Source organism: Pantoea sp. DY-5 (assembly GCF_019795955.1).
GTDB classification, from domain to species: Bacteria; Pseudomonadota; Gammaproteobacteria; order Enterobacterales; family Enterobacteriaceae; genus Pantoea; species Pantoea leporis.
In genome coordinates this window covers 376,387-395,330 of sequence record NZ_JAIMIE010000005.1, presented here as the reverse complement: position 1 = coordinate 395,330, position 18,944 = coordinate 376,387, and the positions used below count along the sequence as shown (strand labels likewise).

At 54.4% G+C, this 18,944-nt stretch carries 17 protein-coding genes; 8 read left to right on the top strand and 9 right to left on the bottom strand.

Annotated features, from left to right (window positions below):
- Positions 1–4: 4 nt before the first annotated feature.
- From K5Y30_RS17925 to K5Y30_RS17915, 3 genes are all read right to left on the bottom strand, one after another.
- A complete protein-coding gene (locus K5Y30_RS17925; RefSeq protein ID WP_222212570.1) occupies positions 5–1,579 on the bottom strand; it encodes a hypothetical protein in 1,575 nt (524 codons plus the stop codon).
- Between the two features lie 15 nt (positions 1,580–1,594).
- On the bottom strand, positions 1,595–3,067 hold the full coding sequence (locus tag K5Y30_RS17920) for an OmpA family protein (RefSeq protein ID WP_222212568.1): 1,473 nt from the start codon (positions 3,065–3,067) through the stop codon (positions 1,595–1,597).
- A 243-nt stretch (positions 3,068–3,310) separates the two neighbouring features.
- Positions 3,311–4,219 (bottom strand): AraC family transcriptional regulator, encoded by a 909-nt coding sequence (locus K5Y30_RS17915; RefSeq protein ID WP_222183100.1) that lies wholly within the window; start codon positions 4,217–4,219, stop codon positions 3,311–3,313.
- A 179-nt stretch (positions 4,220–4,398) separates the two neighbouring features.
- On the opposite strand from K5Y30_RS17915, the gene K5Y30_RS17910 reads away from it, so the two are divergent.
- The 3 genes from K5Y30_RS17910 to K5Y30_RS17900 all read left to right on the top strand — a co-directional run bounded on the left by K5Y30_RS17910 (position 4,399) and on the right by K5Y30_RS17900 (position 7,131).
- Complete coding sequence (locus tag K5Y30_RS17910) at positions 4,399–5,493, top strand: NADH:flavin oxidoreductase/NADH oxidase (RefSeq protein WP_222183098.1); 1,095 nt, start codon at positions 4,399–4,401, stop codon at positions 5,491–5,493.
- A gap of 271 nt (positions 5,494–5,764) precedes the next feature.
- Entirely contained in the window at positions 5,765–6,748 is a 984-nt protein-coding gene (locus K5Y30_RS17905) for an aldo/keto reductase (protein ID WP_222184262.1), read from the top strand.
- A 107-nt stretch (positions 6,749–6,855) separates the two neighbouring features.
- Complete coding sequence (locus K5Y30_RS17900) at positions 6,856–7,131, top strand: hypothetical protein (RefSeq protein ID WP_222183096.1); 276 nt, start codon at positions 6,856–6,858, stop codon at positions 7,129–7,131.
- 92 nt (positions 7,132–7,223) lie between these two features.
- On the opposite strand, the gene K5Y30_RS17895 is transcribed toward K5Y30_RS17900, so the two are convergent.
- Positions 7,224–8,327: an NADH:flavin oxidoreductase/NADH oxidase gene (locus tag K5Y30_RS17895; protein WP_222212567.1), complete on the bottom strand. Its 1,104-nt coding sequence runs from the start codon at positions 8,325–8,327 to the stop codon at positions 7,224–7,226.
- A 231-nt stretch (positions 8,328–8,558) separates the two neighbouring features.
- Entirely contained in the window at positions 8,559–9,065 is a 507-nt protein-coding gene (locus tag K5Y30_RS17890) for an SRPBCC domain-containing protein (RefSeq protein ID WP_222212743.1), read from the bottom strand.
- Between the two features lie 164 nt (positions 9,066–9,229).
- On the opposite strand from K5Y30_RS17890, the gene K5Y30_RS17885 reads away from it, so the two are divergent.
- A complete protein-coding gene (locus K5Y30_RS17885) occupies positions 9,230–10,129 on the top strand; it encodes a LysR family transcriptional regulator (RefSeq protein ID WP_222212566.1) in 900 nt (299 codons plus the stop codon).
- Position 10,130: 1 nt separating this feature from the next.
- Here the strand turns inward: K5Y30_RS17885 and fetB are convergent, their stop codons facing one another.
- A complete protein-coding gene (fetB, locus tag K5Y30_RS17880) occupies positions 10,131–10,892 on the bottom strand; it encodes an iron export ABC transporter permease subunit FetB (protein WP_222212565.1) in 762 nt (253 codons plus the stop codon).
- Positions 10,879–11,547, bottom strand: coding sequence for an iron ABC transporter ATP-binding protein FetA (gene fetA, locus K5Y30_RS17875; RefSeq protein ID WP_222183088.1), 669 nt, complete (start codon positions 11,545–11,547; stop codon positions 10,879–10,881). The genes fetB and fetA overlap by 14 nt, the downstream gene beginning before the upstream one ends.
- Positions 11,548–11,875: 328 nt before the next feature.
- On the opposite strand from fetA, the gene eptA reads away from it, so the two are divergent.
- Entirely contained in the window at positions 11,876–13,519 is a 1,644-nt protein-coding gene (gene eptA / locus K5Y30_RS17870; RefSeq protein ID WP_222212563.1) for a phosphoethanolamine transferase EptA, read from the top strand.
- A 33-nt stretch (positions 13,520–13,552) separates the two neighbouring features.
- Here the strand turns inward: eptA and K5Y30_RS17865 are convergent, their stop codons facing one another.
- Positions 13,553–14,329, bottom strand: a complete 777-nt coding sequence (locus K5Y30_RS17865; protein ID WP_217548041.1) for an ABC transporter ATP-binding protein — start codon at positions 14,327–14,329, stop codon at positions 13,553–13,555.
- 194 nt (positions 14,330–14,523) lie between these two features.
- Between K5Y30_RS17865 and K5Y30_RS17860 the strand changes: the two genes are divergently transcribed.
- The 3 genes from K5Y30_RS17860 to K5Y30_RS17850 are packed head-to-tail and all read left to right on the top strand — an operon-like array spanning position 14,524 to position 17,714.
- Complete coding sequence (locus K5Y30_RS17860; protein WP_222212561.1) at positions 14,524–15,597, top strand: ABC transporter substrate-binding protein; 1,074 nt, start codon at positions 14,524–14,526, stop codon at positions 15,595–15,597.
- A 10-nt stretch (positions 15,598–15,607) separates the two neighbouring features.
- Positions 15,608–16,615 carry an ABC transporter permease gene (locus K5Y30_RS17855; protein WP_137386995.1) on the top strand — a complete coding sequence of 336 codons (1,008 nt, stop codon included), beginning with the start codon at positions 15,608–15,610 and terminating at the stop codon, positions 16,613–16,615.
- Between the two features lie 49 nt (positions 16,616–16,664).
- Positions 16,665–17,714: a PLP-dependent cysteine synthase family protein gene (locus K5Y30_RS17850; RefSeq protein ID WP_222212559.1), complete on the top strand. Its 1,050-nt coding sequence runs from the start codon at positions 16,665–16,667 to the stop codon at positions 17,712–17,714.
- A 66-nt stretch (positions 17,715–17,780) separates the two neighbouring features.
- Here K5Y30_RS17850 and K5Y30_RS17845 read toward each other — a convergent pair whose 3' ends face one another.
- Positions 17,781–18,839: an ABC transporter substrate-binding protein gene (locus tag K5Y30_RS17845; protein WP_222212557.1), complete on the bottom strand. Its 1,059-nt coding sequence runs from the start codon at positions 18,837–18,839 to the stop codon at positions 17,781–17,783.
- Positions 18,840–18,944: the final 105 nt, after the last annotated feature.

Genomic DNA, 18,944 nt, shown 5'->3' with positions numbered 1-18,944 from the left:
CTGATTATCCTCTGGCCTTATTGAGCACGCGCTGCACTTTACGACGACTGAGCAGCGCTTCATTTGACAGACCCAAATCCTCAGCCACCAAACGCAGTTCTTCATCATCTAAGGCTGTCAAATCGCCTAACTCCGCAATGCGCGCCTTTTCATCGGCGTTAGCAGCAGGTGCCGTTTCCAGTGCCACCGGTGCAGGCGTTGGCGTTGTGGGTTCAAATACCAAAGCCGGTTCTGGCTGATGTACCGGGCGCTCTGGAGCAACGGTTGCACGTGTGGCGTTAAATTGCTGATGCTGATCGTCGGCCAGTGCTTTATCGCGCTGCTTACCGCGCACGTAATCGTCGAAGGTCCGAACATCAGTTTGTGCAATGCTGGCGCTACTGGCGCGTTGCATCGCCATACGATTCTGCAAGCTTGCCAGTTTATCCTGCGCATCACGCTCTACGCGCTCACGGCGCATGGCGTACCACGCGGCAAACTCTTCAGAGCTACTGAAATTACCAATATATTTCGCCGCCAGGCGAGATTCGATGCCGACCAGAGAACGGTAATAACCAATCAAAATACCGATAATTTGCACGCCAATGAAAATCACCGACAGAATAATGAAGGTCAATTTGGAGGCGAACACGCGGTTGTCACTGACCTCTTTCGCCGCTTGCTTATCAGCCTGCTGATTATCTTCCACCGCTTGCTGTGGCAACTCAAAAGGTGAAGCGTTGCTCGCCGCGCTGGTTTGGCTAAACGGCGTACCATTAACGGCCTGGGTTTCGGCGGCATTGATGGTTGCCGCACGAATGAAATAGGCACCTACCGCAAAGGTGACGATCAACAGCAGCGTCACAACCGTTTGTACATATTGCGGTTTTGCACCAATACCGTGGTTCACACGGTTGAGCATTTGCAAATAGCTGGGTGCGTCATCATCAATGCGGCTGTTTTCCAGCGACACGCGGTTGTCTTTAACCAACGCCTGCGCATGGCCTTCCAGACGCGCTTCTTTATGCCAGTAGCGGATTTTGCTCAGCAGCGTATTTTTGTGTAACTGCGTGCCCATTAAGTGCGTAGCGGGCACCAAAATCACACCAATCAGCACCGAAACCACAATCGCCGACAGCTCCGCCTGGTTCGCAGAGATGTTGTTGGCAATGAATGGCGAAAGTACCAGCGCAAAGATAAAGGCCTCCAGAATGACGAGGGCGATACTGCATAACCACAACACCACGCTGGTCGGTTTGCGGCCCCGCTCATCGACTTTGTTCAGATAGTTAACGCAGCGCAGATAAAAATCGGCATCGCGGTTGGAGATGCTATGAAACTGATAGAACTTGCCACACAACGCTTCTTCTGCCGGATGCCAGATGCGTCCGCCGGTGCCCGCACGGCGCGATTCATGGCTACGCGACAAACGGGTGATGTGTCCAAACAACGGTAGGGAACAAAACAGGTTGAGGAAGAAGTAACGAACTTGATCCCACCATTTGATCACGCCAAGTGTTAGCGCCAACAGCCCGAAAAGCGGCCAGAAGATGTAGCGATAGGTGGCGATCGCCTGCATTAAGGTATCTAAAATTTCCATGAGAGAGTTATCCGTTTATCCACGCTGAGGTGCGTAATTGGCCAGCCACGGCTGACGATGGTTGCTATAAAAGAGTTGTCCTTGTTGCGCAGGCTTGCCTGATTTCGGCAGCAAGAGGTCGACGCAGGAGATCGGTTGTTGCTGGGCATCGGCGATGTAGACGCGGTAAAGAATGCTGTCTTCCCCTTCCCAACTGTTGGCGACACTTGCCATGCCTTGCAGCGCCTTGCGGTTGCCCTGCGCATAGTTTGGCGTGATGAGCACTTGTGGGTTTTGCGTCACCACCGCACTCTCTTTGAGAACAAACACTGGCGTCAATGTCACCAGGTTGCCATTCACCAATCCTGCCCACGCGCGCCCGTTCATATTGGGCAGATATTCCCGCGTATCATGCTGATCGATCGCCTTACCGCTGGCTAAATTCTTGGCCAGTCCACTGACGCGAGGAAGATCGGTGAGACAGCTACCGCTGACACTGCTGGCCTGCGCCTGACTAATCAGGCTGAAACCTTGCGACAGCGGCTTTAAGTTGCTGGCGAGACCCGTAACCTGTGCGCTAGTGGGCTTGCCACCAAAATCGACAAAGTTAACGGGATTGCTCTCAGCAATAGCTTGAGTGGGTTGGGTCACCACTTCCGGCGCTTTTACTTCAGCGCTTTTTGCCGCAGCCTTCTTGCTCGCTTTACGTGGTGCCGCCCTGGCGGTTGAAGTACGCGCCAGCGTATTTTCAGCAGCAGAGCTGTGGCGCAAATACAGTGGGTTATTGCTTTCCAGCGCCAGACGCTGGCGTAACAGTGTTTCATTCGCTAACGCCACGATTTCAACCCGGCGGTTTTGTGCCCGACCCGAAAGGGAATCGTTATCCGCCAGTGGACGTGAGGAACCCACGCCCTGGAAATAGAGTTGGCTGGCTTTAATGCCGCTTTGCTCCAGTACCAGCCCAACGTTGCGGGCACGCGCTTCAGAAAGTTGCTGATTGTGTTCGGCGTTGCCAGTGGCGTCCGTATGTCCCACCACCAGCAAAACATCGCTGGAGGATTGCTGGCCGCCTTTCATCGCTGTGGCAATTTTTTGCACCTGACGCATGCCGCTGCTGGTCAGTTCTGCACTGTCGATGGCGAACATGGTACCGTCCTCAACTTGTGCAACAATCCCAACCGGCTCCTGCTTGCTGTTCTCCTGCGCCTTAAGCGCCTGAGTGCTAATGCGAATTTTTTCTTCCTGGGCGACTTTAGCCAGCGCCTGTTCACGATTCTGCCAAACGTTCCCGACCACGCATCCCGCTACGCCGCCTGCCACTCCACCCACCAAAGCTTTCTTTGCGTCGTGAGTCACCAGATAAGTGATACCGCCACCCAGTGCGGCACCGCCGATACAACCGGCAGCGGTACCGTAATCACGAGCAAAGTCATTCATTGAGGCACAACTGGAAGTCAGAGAAGCGGCGATCAGCACGGATGCAGCTTTTTTAGAAAAGGGTAAATTCACATCAAATCCTTGATTGAAAAATCCTCTGTCGTGCGGAGGAAACAATGATTAATGGTTGAGGCTGATTGATAAAAAAAATTCACAGGGTTGTATCGGCAGCAATGCCGGTGACTTTAGACCTCGTGGCGAATTTCTTCTATTCAAGGAGATAGGGGATTAAAACGGATTGACGCAGGAGGAAACGATGAAATTACGTTAGTAATATTATCCAATCACCGCTGGCAATAGCGCAGCGAATACCACTTATCCCTCTCCAACTAAACGCATGCGTTTGATATCTCTTTGCGGAGATTCGCCAAACTCGCGTCTGTATTCGCGGCTGAACTGCGATGCACTCTCATAACCAACCATCAACGCTGCGCTGTTGGCATCGAGATTTTTACTCAACATTTGCTGTCTGGCTTCCTGTAGTCGTAACTTTTTCTGGTATTGCAAAGGGCTGACACCTGTCATAGCGCGAAAATGCTGACGAAACGTCGATGGACTCATAAAAGCATTCGCTGCCAGTTCCTCCATGCTGACAGGGCGCGTGAAGTTTTGTTTCAACCAGCCAACGATCCTGGAAATATTTTGACTGGGCGAACCGGCGGTAGCGATATGTCTCAACTGCGGACCATGGTTGCTGGCTAATAAGCGCATCACAATCTCTTGCTGGATAAGCGGTTCAAGATGAGTAATTAAATCCGGTTCATCAAGTAACTTAATTAAGCGGCTTAACGCATCAATCAACCCCTCATCCAGAGGTTCGACTGACAGTGGATTGAGCGGTATTTCCTTGCTGGGCCTGGCGGGTGGCATCAGCGCGGCAATCTGCACTACCACGCGAGGATCAAGCGTTAACATCAAGCCTAAAAAAGGCTCACGCTGACTGGCCCGAGTCACATGCGATACCACCGGCAAATCGATGGTTGTGAGTAGAGATTCGCCCGCGCTGTAATGCGTCGGTTTCCCCGCCAGCATGATCTCTTTTGCTCCCTGCACCACCACACCCAAACCCATCTGATAAATACAGTGCACTGGCAACGTTGCCATGTTGCGGCGATGAACAGAAAGTGAAGCTATAGCGGTTAAGTGGTCCCCCTCGTTTTGGGCAATCCTGCTAATCAGCGCAGCCAATTTTTCAACGCCAGAATTCAAATCATTATCGACCATTTAAGCCTACCACCTGCCCCAGATTCAATCCGGCGATTTTACCATCAGTAAAATTCAATATGTACCCTTCGAGGCACATGCATCGTTTTAGGCAATTCTCTCGGCAGATCCGACAAGCCTGGCAGGCAAAAGCCGCCCCATAATAGGTCAACACTTAATCTGAAGAGCCGAGACGAAAAATGCCTGGTTTATTTGATTCCTACACGCTTAAAGACATTACCCTTCGCAATAGAATCGTTGCGTCACCGATGTGCCAATATCAGGCTAACGGTGGACTCATTAACGACTGGCACAAGTCACATTATTCAATGCTGGCAAAGGGAGGCGTGGGTTTACTCATCGTTGAGGCAACCGCCGTTTTGCCTGAAGGACGTATCACTCCGGGTGACCTTGGCCTGTGGAGCGATGCTCATACTGAAGGATTCGCATCGGTTGCCTCAGCGATCAAACAAACCGGGGCGGTAGCGGGAATTCAGCTTGGCCATGCGGGTAGAAAAGCGGGATGCACTCCTCCGTGGATGGGTGGCGCGCCTTTAGATCAGCAGGATCCAAACGCATGGATTCCGGTTTCTGCCAGCGCAGTGCCCTACGTGCAAGATAGTAATTACGTTCCTCATGAGATGTCTTTAGAGGAAATCCAGCACACCATTAATGCTTTCAAACAGGCTGCGCGTCGCGCTGCGGAAGCTGGATTTGAGTGGCTTGAACTTCATTTTGCACACGGCTTTCAGGCTCAAACATTCCTTTCAACAAAAACCAACTTTCGTGAAGATCACTATGGCGGCTCTTTAGCGAATCGTGCACGTTTTATGCTTGATGTTGTTGAGTCCGTAAAGTCCGTCTGGCCTGCACACCTGCCACTCACCGCTCGACTCGGTGTCATCGAATTTGATGCCTGTCCTGAACACAGCTTTGCTGAATCTCTGGAAGTCATTCGCTGGCTGAAAAAAGCCGGTATCGACTTTGTTGATGTGGGTTTGGCGCTCTCAACTCCCGATGAGCAGGTACCTTGGGGGCCAAATTTCATGGTTCCCTACGCGGAACGGGTGCGTAGAGAAACCGGCATTCCCGTAGCAACGAGTTGGATGATCACCAGAGCCAGCGATGCTAACGACTTTATCCAGGATGCAAAACTAGACCTGGTGTTTTTTGCCCGCACGCTTTTGGCCAATCCGCACTGGGTTTTCCAGGCAGCACGCGAACTGAATATCAGCTCACCCGAGTCGTTATTGCCAGTGCCTTATGCGTATTGGCTGAAGAATTGGGCGCAATAATTCCCCAACGTTTTTTGCGGACAGGCAGCTTCTCGCAGCGCTGCCGCTTAACGTCATTCATCCTCTGGAGATCACCATGAAAATAAAAAAATTCGATGCTTCGGCTGAGGCATTCCCGACGTCGCCAGGAACAATCAGTCGGCGCAGTTTTATATCCCGGACAGCAATGATCAGCGCAGGTATGGCCTTTAGCTCGCTGTCGTGGGGCGCCTCCACATCCGCCGCTTCCGGGGCACAGAAAAATACCAATTCATCGCCAGCAGGAGAGATTATGTCAACGCGCAAACTTGGTAATCTTACCGTCTCAGCACTGGGCGCAGGCTGTATGAGCATCAGTGCCAACTACGGTCCGGCGGCCGACCGTCATCAGGGTATCCGTACGCTTCGGGAAGCACATGATAAGGGCGTTACGTTCTTCGATACGGCGGAAGTGTATGGTCCCTACACCAATGAAGAGTTGGTTGGAGAAGCCTTAGCGCCAATTCGTGATCAGGTCATCATTGCCAGTAAATTTGGCTTCGATATCAAAAACGGTGGACTAAACAGTCAGCCTCAGCATATTCGTCAGGTTGTTGAAGAATCGCTTCGCCGACTGAAAACCGATCGTATTGATCTCTATTATCAGCATCGGGTTGATCCCAATGTGCCAATAGAAGACGTCGCTGGCACCATCAAAGATCTGATTAGTGAAGGAAAAATCCTGCATTTTGGCCTTTCCGAAGCCAGCCCTGAAACCATTCGCCGCGCCCATGCTGTGCAGGCCGTAACGGCCGTCCAGACGGAGTACTCGGCAATGAACCGCGATCCGGAGCACAACAGCGTTCTGCAAACCTGTGAAGCGTTGGGTATTGGATTTGTTCCCTGGGGGCCCGTTGGAATGGGTTATTTAACCGGGACACTGAACGCGCAATCCCATTTTGATGCAGACAAAGATCTGCGGGCTGGCTTTGACCGCTTCTCACCTGAAAATCTGGCAGCCAATCAGCCGTTTTTGCATCTGCTAAGAAAAATGGGTGCAGAAAAAAATGCCACGCCCTCTCAGATTGCCCTGGCATGGTTACTGGCACAGAAACCCTGGATTGTGCCGATTCCAGGCACCAGAAACAGTAATCACCTGCATGAAAATCTGGGCGCATTAAACATTCGATTTACGCCAACAGAATTAAGCGAAATGAATACGGAGCTGTCTGCCTTAAAAGTTCACGGTGGCAGGATGAACAAACAACAAATGCAGATCGTTCAGCCATCTTCATAACCCTGCCTGCATCCTAAAAACCAGGATTTTTCGCAAGCCGCCTCTCATCCTCTAAAGTTTAAGCATAAGAGGACGAAAATCCTTTTAGACATTCTGGAGGATTGCGTATGTGTAAAGTCTTGGTTTTATTGTCCGGCTTGATGATGCTGCAAACAGCGATGGCCGCTGATGGCACGATTAGCTTCAGCGGTGCGATTGTTGAACCGTCCTGCACCACGGCTACTCAGCTGCAAGGAACGTCCGTTACCTGCACGCGCGAAGGTGTTGATAAAGTGCGTACTATTACACTCAATCAGTCACAACAAGCGCTGCCTTATCAACTGGGGACCGTGCGCGTGAAATCGGTTAATAATCTTAAGTTTATTGAAGTGACGTACAAATAAGCTGATTCCTGAGGATCGGTCGCCATGAATGGCGACCCTACGAAACCCTTGTAGGGTGCGCATTCATGCGCACCTTCATACATAGACTTAACTTAAGCCTCACTCACCCGATAACGCTCCAGCCAGTGCGCGTAAGGCGCGGGCAGCACCCAGGATGGTTCGTTCTTATCCAGCGCCAACGCGGCCTGATATGCCCAATTTGGGTTTTTCAGGTGCGCACGCCCCACCATCACCAGATCCAGCTGACCTTTTTCGATGGTTTGATTGGCAATTGTCGGTGCATCGATTCCCCACGCCGAAGCCACAGGGATATTGGCTCCACGGCGCACGCGCTCGGCGATGGACGCCAGGAACGCGGGACCCCACGGAATATTGGCATCCGGCGTGGAGAAGCCCACGCTGACGCTCAGCAAATCAAGACCCTTTTCACGCCACTGTTTGGTCAGCGTGATGGATTCCTGCAGCGTCTCTTCATCGCGGCCATCAAACTCCAGCACGCCAAAACGCGCCGTCAGCGGCAGATTTTCTGGCCATACCGCGCGCACCGCATCGAAGGTTTCATGCAGGAAGCGGCTGCGACCAGTCAAATCGCCGCCGTATTCATCCGTGCGCTGATTGGCGTGCACCGAGAAGAAGCTCTGCGCCAGATAGCCGTGCGCGAAGTGCAGCTCCAGCCATTCGAAACCGGCGTCACGCGCGCGTTGGGCGGCACGCACAAAGTCGTCACGCACGCGCTGAATATCCGCATGCGTCATGGCTTGTGGCACGCGCGGCAGGTTTTGACCAAACGCCACCGCTGATGGCGCAATGGTTTCCCAACCGGCAGCGTCATCGGCCGCGATATGGTCGTCGCCTTCCCACGGCTTATTGGCGCTGGCTTTGCGTCCCGCATGACCAATCTGAATGCCCGGCACCGCGCCTGACGCTTTGATTTCACGCGCAATCTGCGCCAGCTTTTCGGCCTGCTCGTCGTTCCAGATGCCAAGGCAAGCAGGTGTGATGCGCCCTTCCGGCGATACTGCGGTGGCTTCGACAATCACCAATCCTGCGCCGCCGCGCGCCAGGCTGTTGTAATGCACGCGATGCCACTCATTACTCATGCCATCCACGGCGCTGTATTGGCACATCGGTGGCACGGCGATGCGGTTACGCAGCGTGACATCTTTTAAGGTAAAGGGCGTAAATAGGCCTGACATAACCACCTCTGAATCTGATTAAAGCAAAATGATCTGCTTGCCGCTGAAGTTGCGATGTTGCATCGCCAGCAGCTGCGCAGGTAATTGATCGACTGCAGTTTATCCGCCAGACGCGCGGCCTGTTCCGCGTCGATGTATCGCTTCGGCATTGTGCATTAAATCACTCAGGCAGCGCTTCGCACCCTGTGCGTGCGGCAGTAACATGTGAGGCGGTCGCCATAAATGGCGACCCTACGATTTGGCGGCAGCAATCAGGCCATTCAGCCAATCCTGATGGCCGTTAATCATCGGGTTTGGCTGCGCTTTTGCCAGCTCGACGGCTGGTTTGCCGTTTTGCGTTTCCTGAGTCAGGATGCGCACGCGATTATCGGAAAGATCTTCAATCAGCCACGCATGCAGCACGTCCAGACGATCGTCGCTGCCCGGCTCGCCCGCCCAGCCGTGCCATGAAACGCGCGCCGGTTCGCCCGCGACAGGCGCCACATATTCAGTGACCTGCGCTTCAACCGGGAAGCCAAAGGTTTCAAAGTAGAAACGCACGCCCTGCTCAAGTTCGGGGCCTTTGTTGTCATAAAAGCGCGCGTTGGCGGAGTTCTGGTAGTAACTCGGCCACAATGCTGGCGTGTTGAGCAGTGGCCAGATATCGGCGGTTGTCAGGCCAGCGACGATCACTTCATTCGAGCAATAATTATCAGTAAAACCCGGCACAAAGCCTTCGGGCCAGTTAATCGCGTTCATTTTCATCGGGTCAATCTCAGGGTTAAAAGTGGGTTGGTATTGGACAGACGCAGTATCCGGTGGGCAGAGACATAAGGCCAATCGCCATTTTTTATTTGTGATATCACTTACTGTGATATCTGCATCACGTTATGCTTACTGCATCCCCGCTGAAGATGAAAACCATGAAAACCGATCTCCGCACCTTAGATCTCAACTTACTCAAAGCGCTCGATGCGCTACTTGATGAGCGCAGCGTGACGCGCGCAGCGGAGCGTTTATCGCTGACACAGCCCGCGGTTAGCGGCATGTTGACGCGGTTACGTGAATGCTTTGACGATCCGCTGTTCACCCGCACGCAACGCGGCATTGTGCCGACCCTGCGCGCGCTGGAACTGGCGCTGCCGGTAAAAAGCATTCTGACGGAAGTAAGTGCGCTGCTGCAGCCGAAGCAATTTGATCCGGCTACTGCCGAGATGACCATCAACATTGCCGCCACCGATTACGCGCTGCGGGCGGTGATCGTGCCGTTTATGGCGGCGTTGCGTCAGCAGGCGCCGGGGATTCGCGTTGCGGTTTTGCCGGTAAACAATGAGCAGTTGGCGCTGCAGTTCGAACGTGGATCGGTGGATATCGCCTTAATCACGCCCGATACCGCGCCGCCCGAACTGCATGCCCGCGCGTTGTACGCTGAAGAGTATGTTTGCCTGATGCGCGACGATCATCCGCTGGCCAATCGTGAAACCCTCTCGTTAGACGACTTCTGTGCGCAGGATCACGCGCTGGTGTCTTATCTCGGCGGGAATTTTCACGGCGTCACCGATGCCGCACTCAATGCGATGGGACGCTCGCGCCGCGTCACGCTTTCGGTATGCAGTTTTCTGGTGCTGCCGGAGATTTTGCGCGTTAGCGATTTGATCAGCGTGGTGCCGCGTCGTCTGGCGCTGCACCACGCAGGATTGAAAGTCTTCGCTCCGCCGCTGGAGATTCAGGGCTTCACTAAAACCGTGGCGTGGCACGAAAGAACGCACCGCGATGCCGGACATCGCTGGTTGCGCGACTTGCTATTCGCCACGGCAATTTAGGTCAGAACTTCAGCTGCGCTCGCGCGGTATACAGACGACGATAGGCCAAATAGGCGGCGATGATAGTCGATAAACTCGCCGTGCCAATCAGCATAAAGGTCACCATAATCTGGTATTTAATCGCTTTGACCGGATCGATACCGGCAAAAATCAGCCCTGACATCATGCCCGGCAAGCTCACCAGACCCACGGTTTTGGCGCCATCAACGGTGGGAATCATCGCCGCGCGAATACTGTCGCGAATAAAGCGCGCCGACGCCACTTTCACCGGTGCGCCCAGGCTCAGCATCTCCTGAATTTTTTGCCGGTTATCGCTAAAGCGTTGGTTGAGATTGCTGAAACAGAGTCCCACCGCCACCATCGCGTTGCCGGCGATCATCCCGGAGATCGGGATCACCTGCATTGGGATAAACTCGATAGCACCGCTAAGCAGCAGAATGGTCAACGTCAGCGTGGTGCCGGTGGTAATCGCCACAAACGAGATAACGAAACCATTGCTGACATTGAGGCTGCGCTTGCGCGCATTGAGCGCCGCATTGACGCAGATAAATAGCACCATCAGCACGGTGAGCCAGTCATTATTCAAGTCAAAGATCGACTTGAGCACATAGCCAACAATCACTAACTGAATAATGGCGCGGCACACGCTCCAGATAATGTCTTTGCTCATACAGAGCTTCTCTTTCTGGCTGATCAGCAGCGCAATCACCACCAGCAGCAGCGAGAGTAAGAGCGAGCTGTCAGTAATATTATGCTGGCTCATCGGCGCTTCCCTGCTCTGGTGCCTCAAGTTTCAGCACCTGTTTTGCCTCGCGAATCTCTTGCCCATCGTGGCTGATGCCGATTACGGCGAGATGCTTCTCGCGCACCAGCGAATCAATCAATGCGTTGATAATCACTTTATTCTCTTCATCCAATGCGCTGGTGACTTCATCCAGCAGCAGCACCTGCGGCAGGAATTGCAGGTTGCGCAGCAAGCCTACGCGTTGCTTTTCGCCGCCTGACAGCTGCTCAATTTTTTTATCGAGCATGTCAGCAGGCAAATGCACATCGGCAAGTGACGCGACCAGCTTGTCGCGCGACGGCTTATGCTGGCGGATGTGCCACGGCAGCGCCAGGTTGTCGTACACCGTGTCGCCGAACAGTTGCGGCGTCTGGAAACAATAGGAAACCTGCTGCCGATAATGTTCGGTTTTCAAGTTGGCGATATTCTGGTTCTCAAACAGAATCTGCCCGCCGCTCGGCTCAAGAAGCGAGGCGAGAATCTTCAGCAAAGTGCTTTTACCGCTGCCCGAAGGACCGGTCAGCAACAGCCTTTCACCGGCATTGAGTTGCAACGAAACGGGCGCCAGCAGCGTGCGCCCCTGCAGCGAAAAGGTTACGCCCTGCACATCCAGCAAGGGAAAATCGGAGGTCATAATGTGGTTTCCTGAAAAATACCGGCGAAAGTATAAGGCCGCAGAATTGAATCGTGAAAGGTAAAAAAGGTTGCTGCACAAATAAACCGCGAGCTGTGATGAATTCCTCTCGCGCTAAGGTTCACTTAATCTTCAGCAATGAAAATGTCCTCAACAAAACAGGAGATTTTTAATGCAATCGATGCCATCCCGACCATTCAGTGAATATCTGGCTATTGCGGTAAGTGTGTTTACCGTAGTGAGTTTTATCATCGTCTGGTTCTAAACTAAGGTTCACTTAACCTTCATTGCTTAAGCTGGCGCCATCTTCACTATTACGGATGGACCAATGACGTTTTCGCTGCGCAAAAGACCGACGCTAAGTCGGCTGACCCTTATTTCGCTATTTTCCATTTATATTGCGGTGTTCCTGAATATTGCCTTTTATCGACAGGTAATTGCAGCGATGCCGCTCGATACGCTGCGCACGATATTCGTCTTCGTCTCGATGCCGCTGGTGGCTTTTAGCGTGATCAACATTATTGCTACGATCGCCTCTTTTGTCTGGCTCGACCGGCTTATTCTTGCGCTGTTCGTATTGGTGGCGGCTGCTGCGCAATATTTCATCTGGACCTTCGGCATTGTTATTGATCGATCGATGATCGTGAATATTCTGGATACTACGCCGTCTGAATCCTTTGCTTTATTGTCGCCGAAGTTAATTATTACGTTGGGTGGCAGCGGCCTGCTTGCTGCCCTTTTGGTGTTCTGGATTCGGGTTAAACACAACGAACCGCTGTGGAAAAACATCGCCAAACGCGCCGTGTCGATTGCGGTGTCGGTAATCTGTATCGCCTTAGTGGCGACGTTTTTTTATAAGGATTACGCCTCACTGTTTCGTAATCAAAAAGAACTGATTAAATCGCTCAGCCCGTCGAATTCGATTGTGGCGACACTTTCCTGGTATAACCACAGCCGCACCGCCAATTTACCGCTGGTGAAAATTGGCTTAGATGCCAAACAAAAACCGCAGATGCTGGCGGGTGCAAAGCGCAATCTGACGATTTTGGTGGTGGGTGAAACCACGCGCGCGGTGAATTTCCAGCTTAATGGTTATGGCCGCGAAACCACGCCGTTGCTGGCGAAAGATGACGTCTCTTATTTCCCCAATACGCAATCCTGCGGTACCGCTACTGCGGTCTCTTTGCCATGCATGTTCTCGAATATGCCGCGCGCGCATTATGACGATCGGCTCGCTGAACATCAGGAAGGCATGCTCGATATTATCCAGCGCGCCGGCGTGCAGGTTTTATGGAATGATAATGACGGCGGCTGTAAAGGTGCCTGCGACCGCGTACCCCATCAGGATATGACCAGCCTGAATCTGCCGAATATGTGTCACGATGGGGAGTGTTATGACGAGGTATTATTTCAAGGTATCGAGGACTATATTAAAAACCTTAAAGGCAACGGCCTGATCGTACTGCATACCATTGGCAGTCACGGCCCAACCTATTACAACCGTTATCCGCCGCAGTTTAAAAAATTCACGCCGACCTGCAATACCAATCAAATTCAGGATTGTTCGCAACAGCAGCTGGTGAATACCTACGACAACACCATTCTGTATATCGATTACATTGTCGATAAGGCGATCAATGTATTGAAGGCGCATCAGGATCAATACACCACCAGCCTGGTGTATTTATCGGATCACGGTGAGTCGTTGGGGGAGAATGGCGCTTATTTGCACGGTATGCCGTATGCGATTGCACCGGATGTGCAGAAACATGTGCCGATGCTGATTTGGCTGTCACCAGATTACCAGCAGCGTTATGGCGTGAGTAAACGCTGTGTCGATAAACAAGCGGCGCATCAGGGTTATTCGCAGGATAATCTGTTCTCCACCCTGCTGGGATTGACGGGGATTCAGACCAGCGAGTATCAACCTGCGGATGATATTTTGGCCGGTTGCCGGATCGTGCAGGGGTAAATGCCAGAAGGTCGCCATGAATGGCGACCCACATCACGCAGCTACCCGATCCGCCCCCAACAAATCCAATATCCTGCTGCGCAGCGCCACCAACTGCGGATCATCGCGACGGCGCGGCCACGGCAGATTCACCTCAATCACATCCACCACTTTCGCCGGTCTTGGGCTGAATACCACCACGCGATTTGCCATCACCAGCGCTTCTTCTACGTCGTGCGTCACCATCAGCGTGGTGAACTGCTGCTCCTGCCACAGATCGACAATCTCCTGCTGCATCCGCAACCGCGTCAGGGAATCGAGCTTGCCGAGCGGTTCATCGAGGATCAGCAAACGCGGCACGTTAACCAGCGCGCGAGCCAGCGCTGCACGCTGCGCCATACCGCCCGAAAGCTGATGTGGCCACGCGCGAGCAAACTGCCTGAGGCCGACGCGATCCAGCATCGCGTTAATGCGCTGTTCGCGCACCGGCCGGCTCTCCCCACGAATCTGCAAACCGAGACCGACATTGTCATAGACGGTGCGCCACGGATAAAGCGTGGGATCCTGAAACACCACCACGCGCGACGGATCGGGCGCGGTTATCGCTTTGCCCTCCTCCGCCAGTAACCCGCTGGCGGGCGGTTCGAGGCCGGCCAGCAAACGCAGCAGCGTCGATTTGCCACAGCCGGACGGCCCCAGCAGCGCGACAAATTCACCGGCCTCTACCTGCAAATTAATATTCTCCAGCACCGGTAAATCTTCGCCTTCTAAGGTGAAGTGATGATTCACCTTCTCAATCGCAATATTAACGCCCGCCGAAGTGGTAGCCATATTTTCGCTCCTGCTTGATTTGCTAAGAAATAAAGCATAAGCCTCGCATTTCCCATATCGAAATAGCCATTTCGGCAAACCTATCCGCAAATATTCATAATGAAAAACTGCATGATGTCATGCGGGATTGTTATTTGGTCGCGCTAATTGCCTTTGCCATAGTGCCTGTGAACTTTATCTACAAGGAAGACAGGATGGCATTGCAACAATTCTCTCTGAGCCGCCGCGCGTTATTACGCGGGCTGGGTCTCTTTAGTGCCGGCATGGCGGTGAATCCGTTGCTGAGCAGCAACGTGTTTGCCGACGATAAATCCCTCAAAACCATCAAGCTGGCCTGGGGGCAAACCGCAGTGTGTCAGTCACCGATTTCGGTGGCGCTGAAGCAAGGCTTCTTTAAAAAGTACGGCTTGAATGTTGAGCCGGTGAACTTCAGCGGCCCCACCGATGCGCTGTTACAGGCGATTGCCACCGGCCAGGCCGATGGCGGCATCGGCATGGCGCTGCGCTGGCTGAAGCCGCTGGAGCAGGGTTTTGATGTGGATCTCACCGTCGGCACGCACGGCGGCTGCATGCGTTTACTCGCGCCGCAAAATAGCGGCATCCGCGATGTGAAAGATTTGGTGGGCAAATCGGTGGCGGTGAGCGATCAAGCCAGCCCGATTCGCAACTTCTTCGCCATTCAGCTGGCGAAACAGGGCATCGATCCCGATAAGCAGGTCAACTGGCTGCAATATCCGCCCGACCTGTTTGGCGAAGCGCTGCGCAAAGGCGAAGTGCAGGCGCTGGCTACCGACGATCCACAGGGCTGGCTGCTGAAGAAGCAGCACAACCTGGTGGAAGTTGATAACAATCTAAAAGGCGAATACGCCAACCTCACCTGCTGCGTGCTGGGCCTGCGCGGCTCGCTGGTACGTGACGATCCCGCCACCGCGCGTGCTATCACTCAGGCGATTGTCGATGCGCAGCAGTGGACCGCCGAACATCCGGACGAGACGGCGAAAATCTTCCAGCCGTTTGTGCCCGGCTCCGTCGCGGTGGAGGATATCGCCGCGATGCTGAAAGAGCACACTCATAGTCATCACTCCACCGGCACGCAGCTGCGCAAAGAGGTGGCGGTTTATATCGATGAGCTGAAAAAAATCAACGTGATCCGCCCGGATACCGATGCGCAGCGCTTCGCCGAACACTATGTGCCGGAGCTGTTGCCGGCGGAATCCGCCCATCAGCACGCCAGTAACATGGCGCACATGAGCAACATGTCGAGTTAAGGAGACGAGAATGGCCAGTGAAACCCTGACGATTGCCCGCAACCGTGATGTGCCGCGCCGCCTTCAACCGGCGGTTTGGGGTGCGCTCCTGCTGTGGTGGGCGCTGGTCGCGCTGATGGTGGCGGTGCCGGATAAGCCGCAGGGTTTTGCCGCCCCGCGCTTTGTCAATGAAACGCATGAGCTGTTTGCCGCCATCGCGCTGCTTCTCACCGGGCTGGCGATTGCCTCGGGCCTGTTCCCACGGCTGACACTACTCGCGCCACTCAAACGCAGCGGTCCGTGGCTGATTGTGCTGGCGCTGCTGATCGGCTTGTGGGAAACCGTCACTGGCAAACTGGCGCTGCTGCCCGCGCCGTTTTTCGCCCCGCCGCGTGCGCTGGTCGAAGCCTATGCCACCGACTGGCCGCGCCTGCTGGATAGCGTGCTCAATTCGCTGCGTCTGCTGGCCTTCGGCTTTATCTACGGCAGCGTGGTTGGCTTTATTACCGGCGTGGCGATTGGCTGGTCGCGCGGCTTGGGTTATTGGGTGCATCCGATTCTGCGCTTCCTTGGCCCGGTGCCTTCTACCGCGCTGCTGCCGCTGTCGCTCTACTTCTTCCCGTCAAGCTTCTCGGCGGCGGTATTTCTGATTGCGCTGGCGACTTGGTTCCCGGTGACGGTGCTAACCTGGTCGGGCGTTTCCAGCGTTGATACGCGTTATTACGATGTGGCGCGCACGCTCGGTGCCAATTCGCTGTTCCTCGTGTTGCGCGTGGCGGTGCCGGCTGCGCTGCCGCACTTGTTTGTCGGCCTGTTTATGGGTTTGGGCGCGTCGTTCTCGGTGCTGGTGGCGGCGGAGATGATGGGCGTGAAGTCCGGGCTCGGCTGGTATCTGCAGTGGGCGCAAGGCTGGGCGGCTTACGCCAATATGTACGCCGCGCTGATTGTAATGGCGCTGCTGTTCTCTTCGCTGATCTCCCTGCTGTTCCTGGTGCGCGATCGCCTGCTGTCATGGCAGCGCAGCGCGGTGAAATGGTAATTCGTAGGATCGCCATTCATGGCGACCGCCCCCACACATGAGGTCGATTATGGCTGCAAAAATCTCTGCTTCTATCACTGAACTGATTGGTAATACGCCGCTGCTGCGCCTGTCTCGCTACGCACAGCAACACGATATTCAGGCGGATTTGGTCGCCAAACTCGAACTGTTTAATCCCAATCACAGCGTGAAAGATCGCATCGCCCTCAGCATGATTGAAGCCGCCGAACGCAACGGCATTATTCAGCCCGGCGATACGCTGGTTGAAACCACCAGCGGCAACACCGGCATTGGGTTAGCGGCGATTGCGGCGGCGAAAGGCTACAAGTTCCGCGTCTATATCAATGATTTCGTTAGCATCGAACGCAGCCAGATTATTCAGGCGTACGGTGCCGAAGTGGTGCCGTTCAGCACCATTGAAGGCTTCAAAGCGTTTTACGATGCCAGCAACGGCGATTTCGTCGCCGCCACCAAATGGCTGGCCGAGCAGGTCACCGCAGCGGAACCGGAAGTGCACTTCCTGCTGCAGCTGGATAATCCGGCCAATCCGGCGGTGCATGAGCGCACCACCGGGCCGGAAATCTGGCGCGACAGCGGCGGCGAGCTGGATATCTTTATCGCCGCCGTCGGCACCGGCGGCACGCTCTCCGGCACCGGACGCTATCTCAAACAGCAGCATCCGGGATTACAGGTGATCGCCGTGGAGCCAGGCGTGGGTTCACAGCCGAGCGAACTGCGCCCGGATCCACTGGAGATCACCGGCGTGCACGCGTTTAGCAACCAGACGCCAGAGCGCATTCCTGCCAATCTCGATCACCGCGTTTACGATGAGGTGATCGCGGTGGAAACCTGGCAGGCGTATACGGCAGCACGGCAGCTGGCGCTGAGCGAAGGCGTGCTGGTGGGGGATTCGTCCGGTGCCGTGTTGTGGGCGGCCCAACAGGTTGCAGCGCGACTGGAGAACCGTGGCAAGCGCATTGTGGTGTTGCTGGCCGATGGCGGCAGCAGTTATTTAACCACCCAGCTGTTCGCGCATCAGGTACCAGCCGAATCGCTGAAGCTGGCGAGCGCCGTGCAGACCTCCAGGAAAATCGCCTGAAAATAATGCGCGATAAATCGAGCCGCTACAGAGTCCTGCATGTATTCGTAGCGGCGCGATTTCAATTTAAACCAGCACGTTGCTGGTAATCCCCTTGGCAAACAACAGCGGATCGGTTTCCGGTCGTAACACGTTGATCGCCTTCAGATCGCGCGCATACACGTCAATTTCATTCACAAACACGTTCCCCACCGAATAGTGCCCGTGCGTATGGGTTTTCAACACGCTGGCGATCTCCTGCGGCGTGGTGTTGAGCGCCTGGCCGTTAAACTCGCTGCCAATCGCTTCCGGGTGTTTGGCCGCATAAGCATGCGCCTGCAAAATCGCGTGGGTGATCGCCGCCGCCACTTCCGGCTGTTCGCGAATCAAACTGCCGCGCGTGCCCACCACACAGCAACTCAGTCTGGCGTACTCGTCCATTAAGTTGGTGCCAATCTCGCGGTAGCCCGGCTTCTGGGTTAAGCGCCACATCACCGGATCGGAACCGCTGGCGGCCTGAATCTCGCCCTTCTCCAGCACCATCGGCAGCAAATCCTGCGGGAACACGCGCCAGTCGACATCGGTATTGGGATCGACGCCGTGCTTTTTCAGCATCAGCGAGAAGAAGTTTTTATCCGCGCCCGCCATGTCGGTGACGCCAATGGTTTTGCCTTTCAGCTGCTCCAGCGTGGTCGGCCCGCCATCGCGCGCCAGCAGGCGCATACAGCCGCCGTGCGTGCCGGCGGTGAGTTTCACATCAAAGCCCTGCTCCAGCGCTTTCAGCCAGCGAAGCGCCATGCCAATGGCGGCTTCGGCTTTGCCGGTGGCGATGGATTCCAGCAGCAGTTCGGTGGAGTTGCCGAAGTTAACGAACTCCACTTCCAGGTTGTGCGCTTTAAAGAAGTTATGCTGATCGGCCACCACTACCGGCGCAAGACAGATGGCGTTGAGATTGACCGCCAGACGCACATGCGTTGGCTTCGCCAGCGCCCATTTTCCGGGGCCATCTTGCAGTAAATCGCCGGGCATCTGCATGCCCGCCATATGATCGTCGGCAAACACGCGGCCCGGTAACGTTGCCGCCATCGCCGCTGCGGCGGAATATCCCAGAAAATGCCGACGGGAAACTAAATAATTATTTGGCATTAAATGACTCCCAAAAATAAATGCAGGTGAAGGTGTTGACCCTAATTAATGGCTCGCGCAGAAACAGCCATTGCAAATTAACACTTCCACCGGCGGCAGAATTAT